This window comes from Pseudoalteromonas sp. RB2-MNA-CIBAN-0110 (genome assembly GCF_040309305.1).
Classification (GTDB): domain Bacteria; phylum Pseudomonadota; class Gammaproteobacteria; order Enterobacterales; family Alteromonadaceae; genus Pseudoalteromonas; species Pseudoalteromonas arctica.
In genome coordinates, this window is sequence record NZ_JBEOOQ010000071.1 from 1 (window position 1) to 5,651 (window position 5,651).

A 5,651-nucleotide genomic window follows, 5' to 3' on the forward strand; every position below is an offset into this window, starting at 1 on the left:
TGTTCGTTTGATCGGTGTATTATTTGACTTGGTCATAATAAATCCTAAATGTGTAAACACATTTCAGGACGAGACAAAGCATTAAAAAAAGCCTGCACAAATTTAAATTTGTGCAGGCTTTTTTGTATTTTTTGTTAGCTATTAAGACAAAAATGCAAACTTGAAAACAAACAAGGCTGTTAATATCCAAACACTAATACTGACTTGATCTTGCTTACCGCACAAGACTTTAACCGCTGTATAAGATATAAAACCAAGTGCAATACCGTGCGCAATCGAAAACGTTAATGGTGTCATTAGTAATACCACAGTAACAGGAATTGCATCGGTCATATCATCCCAGTTTACAAACTTTAAATTTTGCAGCATCAGAACAGCTACATATAAAATAGCGCCTGCCGTAGCATAAGCCGGTACCATTTGTGCAAGCGGTGCAAAAAACATCATTAGTAAAAAGCAAATGCCTACAACTACAGCTGTTAAGCCAGTACGTCCGCCAACAGATACACCAGCAACCGATTCTATATACGATGTAGTCGTAGACGTACCTAGCATCGCACCTGCAATTGTTGCTGAGCTGTCAGCACTTAATGCGCGCCCTAAACGAGGCATGTTACCTTTTTCATCAGCTAAACCTGCTTTTTGAGTTACCGCAACTAATGTACCCGAAGTATCAAAAAGATCGACAAACAAGAAAGCAAAAATAACACTCATCATTGATATATCAAAAGCGGCTGCAAAATCTAGCTGCATAAAAGTAGGCATTATTGATGGTGGCATAGCCATAACACCGTGATATTCAACAAGCCCCAAACTTAAAGCAATGCCAGTCACTAATAAAATACTAATAAGCACGCCACTTTTAAAATCGCGGTATAAAAGCGCTGCAATTACAAAAAAGCTTAATATAGCCAATAACGGTCCTGGAGAAGTAATGTCGCCCAACTGCACTAATGTTGCCGGGCTTGAGACAATAATGCCTGCATTTTTAAGGGCAATTAATGCTAAAAAAGCACCTATACCCGTTGCGATTGCTCGCTTGAGCACCAGAGGTATGGCATTAATAATCCACTCTCTGACTTTAAATAAGCTTAAAAACAAAAATATACAACCCGACATAAATACAGCCCCTAACGCGGCTTGCCAGGTATAACCCATTCCTAATACGACACCATACGTAAAAAAGGCATTTAGCCCCATACCAGGCGCTAATGCTAATGGATAATTAGCCCATAAACCCATTATAAAACAGCCTATCGCAGCTGCTATACATGTCGCTACAAATGCAGCCCCTTGATCCATCCCAGCCTCTGCAAGCATAGCCGGATTTACAAATACAATGTATACCATAGTTATAAAGGTAGTTAGGCCAGCAACGCATTCGCGTTTAACTGTTGAATTATTTTCGCTCAGTTTAAATAAGGCTTCGAACATAATAAACTTGTGATAGTAAAAAGTGGCGAGATTTTAACATAAAAATTATCTTTTACAGGACATTTTACCTTGCTATATACTAAACTGTTAAAGTAGTTAAAATAATAAATGAACCAATATGCTTAAAACAACACCTTGTGAGCAAGACTTAGAGCAACAGCTAGATAATATTTTAGGTTTTGTTACTCAACCCGAAAACACCTCTGTGCCCGTTGATAATAAAAAAGATGAGCAAAGTACGTTAAATAAAGCCCTATATTATTTAAAAAATAATCAAGCTCCATTGGCTGCAAAATGGATGCGACTTGCTGCAATGGCGGGAAACCATAGAGCACAGTTTTATTTAGGTTTATTTTTTGTGAAAGGTGAAGGCGTGCCACAAAGTGTATTTCATGCTGTAGCTTGGTTAAGCTTAGCAAGTAGCCAAGGGTACGCCCCTGCCACTGCAGCGGTTACAGATATACGCAAACATATCGAAACAAAGCGATTTAAAGATGCTCAATGTTATGCGGCAAGTTTGTACGAACAAATCCACCAACTCCAGTTTTCTCATATGATCCCTCGCACGAGTGAAAACACATAAGCTAACTATGGCAGAAGTACTGTATGCAGTGTAAAAAAATACTGTATATGGTTACAAAGATAATCCTATACAGTATAAAACCCCAAAATGAAGACACTGCTCAAAAATTTATTTTTAGAATACCTTCTCAAAAACGACCCTATAACAACCTGATTAATAAAGAATTATAAATTAAAAAAATAAAAACAATGATCAAAAGCTGAATAACTGTACAAATAAATAGCATAAAAGGCTTGCACGAAAGCACTGTATAAACTACTGTATATGAATACTGTATAAAAACCCAGTGAGTGAAATTATGTTACAGCCTATTACCGTAAGAACAGTTAAAAGTTACCAACAAGATGAGCAAAGCGATTGCGTGAATTTGATTCAAATTGAAGATGAAATTTCAGCGACCTTTGAGCTTTTAAAAGTATTACACCAATACAATAGCTCTAATGCATGGACGTTACTAATTGCTCCAGATCATGTACCTAGCAAAGCTTTACTTGACTCATGCTCTATTGATACAAGTAAATTACTTGTTATTAGACAAAAGCACCTAGTAAATTTAGAGTATGTATTAAATTCTGCATTACATAACGGAAACTTTGCAGCGGTAATTACCTGGACCGATATAGTTAATAACCAACTACTTACGAATCTATCGTTCGATTTAAGTAAAACGAATACAAAACTATACTGTTTTACTAAAAAGTCTCAAACAACAGAGATATCACTCGCCCAATAAGCTTGTTAAACTAATGTTTTAGACTTTGTATTATTATTATGACTTCACTCAATACCACATTATGTTTTTGCAGCAGTGGGCACAATTATGCCGATTGCTGCGAGCCGCTTCACTTATCTGTTAAGCAAGCTGATTCTCCTGAACAACTTATGCGCTCACGATTCAGTGCTTATGTTATTAAAAATGCAGAATATGTTTATCAAACCTACGCAAAAGAAAAACAAGCTGAAAATCCGGTTAAAGAAATCAATGATTTTGCTAACAGCTGTCGATTTATAAATCTTGATGTAATTGGGTCAAGCCATGATGGAGATACCGGCACTGTAGAATTTAAAGCCCAATATTTTTATCAAAACTTATTTTGTGAGCTTCACGAAAAATCGCAGTTTATTAAAGAAAACACTCAATGGCGTTATTTAGATGGCACTATATATCCTGTTGAAGATATTAAAGTGGGCAGAAATGATGACTGCCCATGTGGTAGCAATAAAAAGTACAAAAAATGTCATAGCGTGTAATAAATAATCTTATTTAATATTTATCACCTACAAGGTGTTTTTAAGTGGCAAAGTGATTTATTAGCTAGCTAAACTTAAAAACACACTTGGTTACGACCTTGCATTTTGGACTCATACATTTTTTCATCTGCGATCTGCAAGGTGTTTTTGTTATTTACGTACGGTTGTAGGGTTGCACCGCCAATACTAATAGTCACAAAGTCATATTCTGAATATCTGTGTAATATTCCTAAATCGACCACATTTTGTTTAATTTTATCAGCAACACAAATCGCACCTTTAGTGCTTGTATGCGGTAGAACAACTACAAACTCTTCGCCGCCGTAACGCGCAACAAAATCGGTTGGCCTTTGCAAACTATTAGTAATAGTTTGTGCAACAAGGTTTAAAACCGTATCGCCTTGCACATGACCATAAAGATCGTTGTATTGCTTAAAGTAGTCTATATCGATGAGTAATAGTGCATAGTCGACTTTTTCTCGTAAGGCGCTTCGTTCCATTTTAGAAAAATGCGCATCAAAATAACGACGATTGAATACCTTTGTTAAATCATCTAGAAATACTTTTTGATTGAGTAAGTCATGTTGCAGTTTCATCGTAATATGGGCGCGCACTCTTCTATATAAAGTTTCCGAGTTAGTTGGTTTCTTTATAAAATCTACAGCCCCTGCTTCCCAGCACTCTTCTTCTTGATTTTCAGATGAGGTTACAAAAATAACGGGGATATCTTGTGTTTCAGATATATTTTTTAATTTTAGACATGTTTCAATACCACTCATTCCTTCCATATTAATATCGAGTAGTATTATATCTGGCGGATTATGTTTACAAATTTCAATCGCATCCTCACCACAGCTCGTTGTTGTTACACTAAAATGCTCTGATAATATTTTTTTTAATACAATTAAGCTTAATAGCTGATCGTCAACGACAAGTACCTTAGAGCTCTTTAAGCTTAATTTCAATTGGTGGTCAGAGTAATTTATCGGCATGGTACAACTGTTTTGTTTTTTTAATTAAACACACCCTATATCACTACATTTTGTTATGCAAATGTTAATAAAGTAAAATTCTACTTATTGGTTACTAATAAAAATGATTTATGGTGAATCTTTAATGCATAAAAACAAAAAATGAGCCACTTGGGCTCATTTTAAAACTTCGAACACTTAATTAAATTAGGTGTTATTCGTCATCATCTAAATCTAACTGTTGACGTTGAGCAGGTCGAGCTAAAATCTCTACATAGAAAGAGGTCAAACCTTGCTTTTCAATTTCGCCAATTTGGTTACTTAATTCAGCAACGTGCACAACTTGCGCATCTTCAGCTGTGTTACCAAACTTACAGTCAAATGCCCAATAGTCAGCATCTTCAGGTAGCGTTTTATTACGCTCTCTTTTCAAATATTTTTTCACTTCGTGCTTTGCAGCATCAACCATACGAGGGTATTTGATTTTCTCGTGATTTAGCGTGAATGTTTTCTTCATTACGTTCCTAATTACCTTGGTTTAATGATAATGGCATTTCATGTCATACCATTTGACGCCATTATAGCAATTGCATTTAATTTTTGGATGCTTTTTTTTCATTAAATCAATTATTAGCAAATATATAAAGCAGACCCGTTGTAAAGCATATATTAACTGGTGATTATTACAATCATATATCACACCGCAATGAGCTGAAGTGGTTGATGTATTGCATCATTATTAAGGCTGTCGTAAAAAGCAGCTGCATCTATAGGAGGATTGGCTAGTTGGGTTTGTTCGCTTTTAATTCTTCTTCTGACGGCAAGCTCACAGTTATCTATTATATTAAGTGGAATATGCTTGTCATCATTTCTAATCGCAAGTGGTTCAGGGCTTAAGCATTGTCTTAACTTAATACTTGTCATACCGCAGCGCGCTCCTTCTTGAGATATTAATGATGCATTAAATTGTCCAACCAACATATTATATTCATCAGGGGCTAAAAGTTGCTTTGGACCTGCGCCAAATTGCTTTCTTAACGCCTCTTCTTCTATAACTAAATTATCTATTTCAGTTTTTGGTAAATGAAATTGACTAAAGTCGAGTGCGTCATGTGACAGCATCGCTAATAATAGTGCAAATTCGCCACGGCGATTTTCATGCACACTATTATTGAGTCTACTGTTTAACTGACTCTCTGTGATTAACAAATCATCTATTTGCATAGTCTTTAGCCGATTGTGGTAACTGATAGATATTTATCGGCTTTATTTCAATTTTCTTTAGCTTTTTTCTTTACTTAAATACGCAATTTGCTATTATCAGCGCCGTTGCATTGGAGGGGTTCCCGAGCGGCCAAAGGGATCAGACTGTAAATCTGACGGCTCAGCCTTCGCTGGTTCGAATCCAGCTC

Annotated in this window: 7 protein-coding genes; 3 read left to right on the forward strand and 4 right to left on the reverse strand. The window is 36.0% G+C overall.

Going from position 1 to position 5,651, the window contains the following annotated elements; all coding sequences use genetic code 11:
* Nucleotides 1-141: 141 nt before the first annotated feature.
* Nucleotides 142-1,434: an NCS2 family permease gene (locus AAEY68_RS20425; protein ID WP_010555089.1), complete on the reverse strand. Its 1,293-nt coding sequence runs from the start codon at nt 1,432-1,434 to the stop codon at nt 142-144.
* A gap of 118 nt (nt 1,435-1,552) precedes the next feature.
* Here AAEY68_RS20425 and AAEY68_RS20430 point away from each other — a divergent pair, with 118 nt between their 5' ends.
* The 3 genes from AAEY68_RS20430 (at nt 1,553) to AAEY68_RS20440 (ending at nt 3,268) form a co-directional block, all read left to right on the forward strand.
* On the forward strand, nt 1,553-2,017 hold the full coding sequence (locus AAEY68_RS20430; protein WP_007583707.1) for a tetratricopeptide repeat protein: 465 nt from the start codon (nt 1,553-1,555) through the stop codon (nt 2,015-2,017).
* A 298-nt stretch (nt 2,018-2,315) separates the two neighbouring features.
* Nucleotides 2,316-2,750: a SulA-like leucine-rich domain-containing protein gene (locus AAEY68_RS20435; protein ID WP_007583705.1), complete on the forward strand. Its 435-nt coding sequence runs from the start codon at nt 2,316-2,318 to the stop codon at nt 2,748-2,750.
* A 38-nt stretch (nt 2,751-2,788) separates the two neighbouring features.
* A complete protein-coding gene (locus AAEY68_RS20440; RefSeq protein WP_010555087.1) occupies nt 2,789-3,268 on the forward strand; it encodes a YchJ family protein in 480 nt (159 codons plus the stop codon).
* Between the two features lie 74 nt (nt 3,269-3,342).
* On the opposite strand, the gene AAEY68_RS20445 is transcribed toward AAEY68_RS20440, so the two are convergent.
* The 3 genes from AAEY68_RS20445 to AAEY68_RS20455 all read right to left on the reverse strand — a co-directional run bounded on the left by AAEY68_RS20445 (nt 3,343) and on the right by AAEY68_RS20455 (nt 5,463).
* Entirely contained in the window at nt 3,343-4,260 is a 918-nt protein-coding gene (locus tag AAEY68_RS20445; protein WP_024594110.1) for a GGDEF domain-containing response regulator, read from the reverse strand.
* Between the two features lie 193 nt (nt 4,261-4,453).
* A complete protein-coding gene (locus AAEY68_RS20450) occupies nt 4,454-4,756 on the reverse strand; it encodes a DUF6172 family protein (RefSeq protein ID WP_002961433.1) in 303 nt (100 codons plus the stop codon).
* A 179-nt stretch (nt 4,757-4,935) separates the two neighbouring features.
* A complete protein-coding gene (locus AAEY68_RS20455) occupies nt 4,936-5,463 on the reverse strand; it encodes a VC2046/SO_2500 family protein (protein ID WP_007583698.1) in 528 nt (175 codons plus the stop codon).
* Nucleotides 5,464-5,651: the final 188 nt, after the last annotated feature.

What these genes read in the sequence shown, in the direction of transcription:
- AAEY68_RS20425 (WP_010555089.1), bottom strand. Translation starts at nt 1,434, where the DNA reads ATGTTCGAAGCCTTATTTAAACTGAGCGAAAATAATTCAACAGTTAAA.
- AAEY68_RS20430 (WP_007583707.1), top strand. Translation starts at nt 1,553, where the DNA reads ATGCTTAAAACAACACCTTGTGAGCAAGACTTAGAGCAACAGCTAGAT.
- AAEY68_RS20435 (WP_007583705.1), top strand. Translation starts at nt 2,316, where the DNA reads ATGTTACAGCCTATTACCGTAAGAACAGTTAAAAGTTACCAACAAGAT.
- AAEY68_RS20440 (WP_010555087.1), top strand. Translation starts at nt 2,789, where the DNA reads ATGACTTCACTCAATACCACATTATGTTTTTGCAGCAGTGGGCACAAT.
- AAEY68_RS20445 (WP_024594110.1), bottom strand. Translation starts at nt 4,260, where the DNA reads ATGCCGATAAATTACTCTGACCACCAATTGAAATTAAGCTTAAAGAGC.
- AAEY68_RS20450 (WP_002961433.1), bottom strand. Translation starts at nt 4,756, where the DNA reads ATGAAGAAAACATTCACGCTAAATCACGAGAAAATCAAATACCCTCGT.
- AAEY68_RS20455 (WP_007583698.1), bottom strand. Translation starts at nt 5,463, where the DNA reads ATGCAAATAGATGATTTGTTAATCACAGAGAGTCAGTTAAACAGTAGA.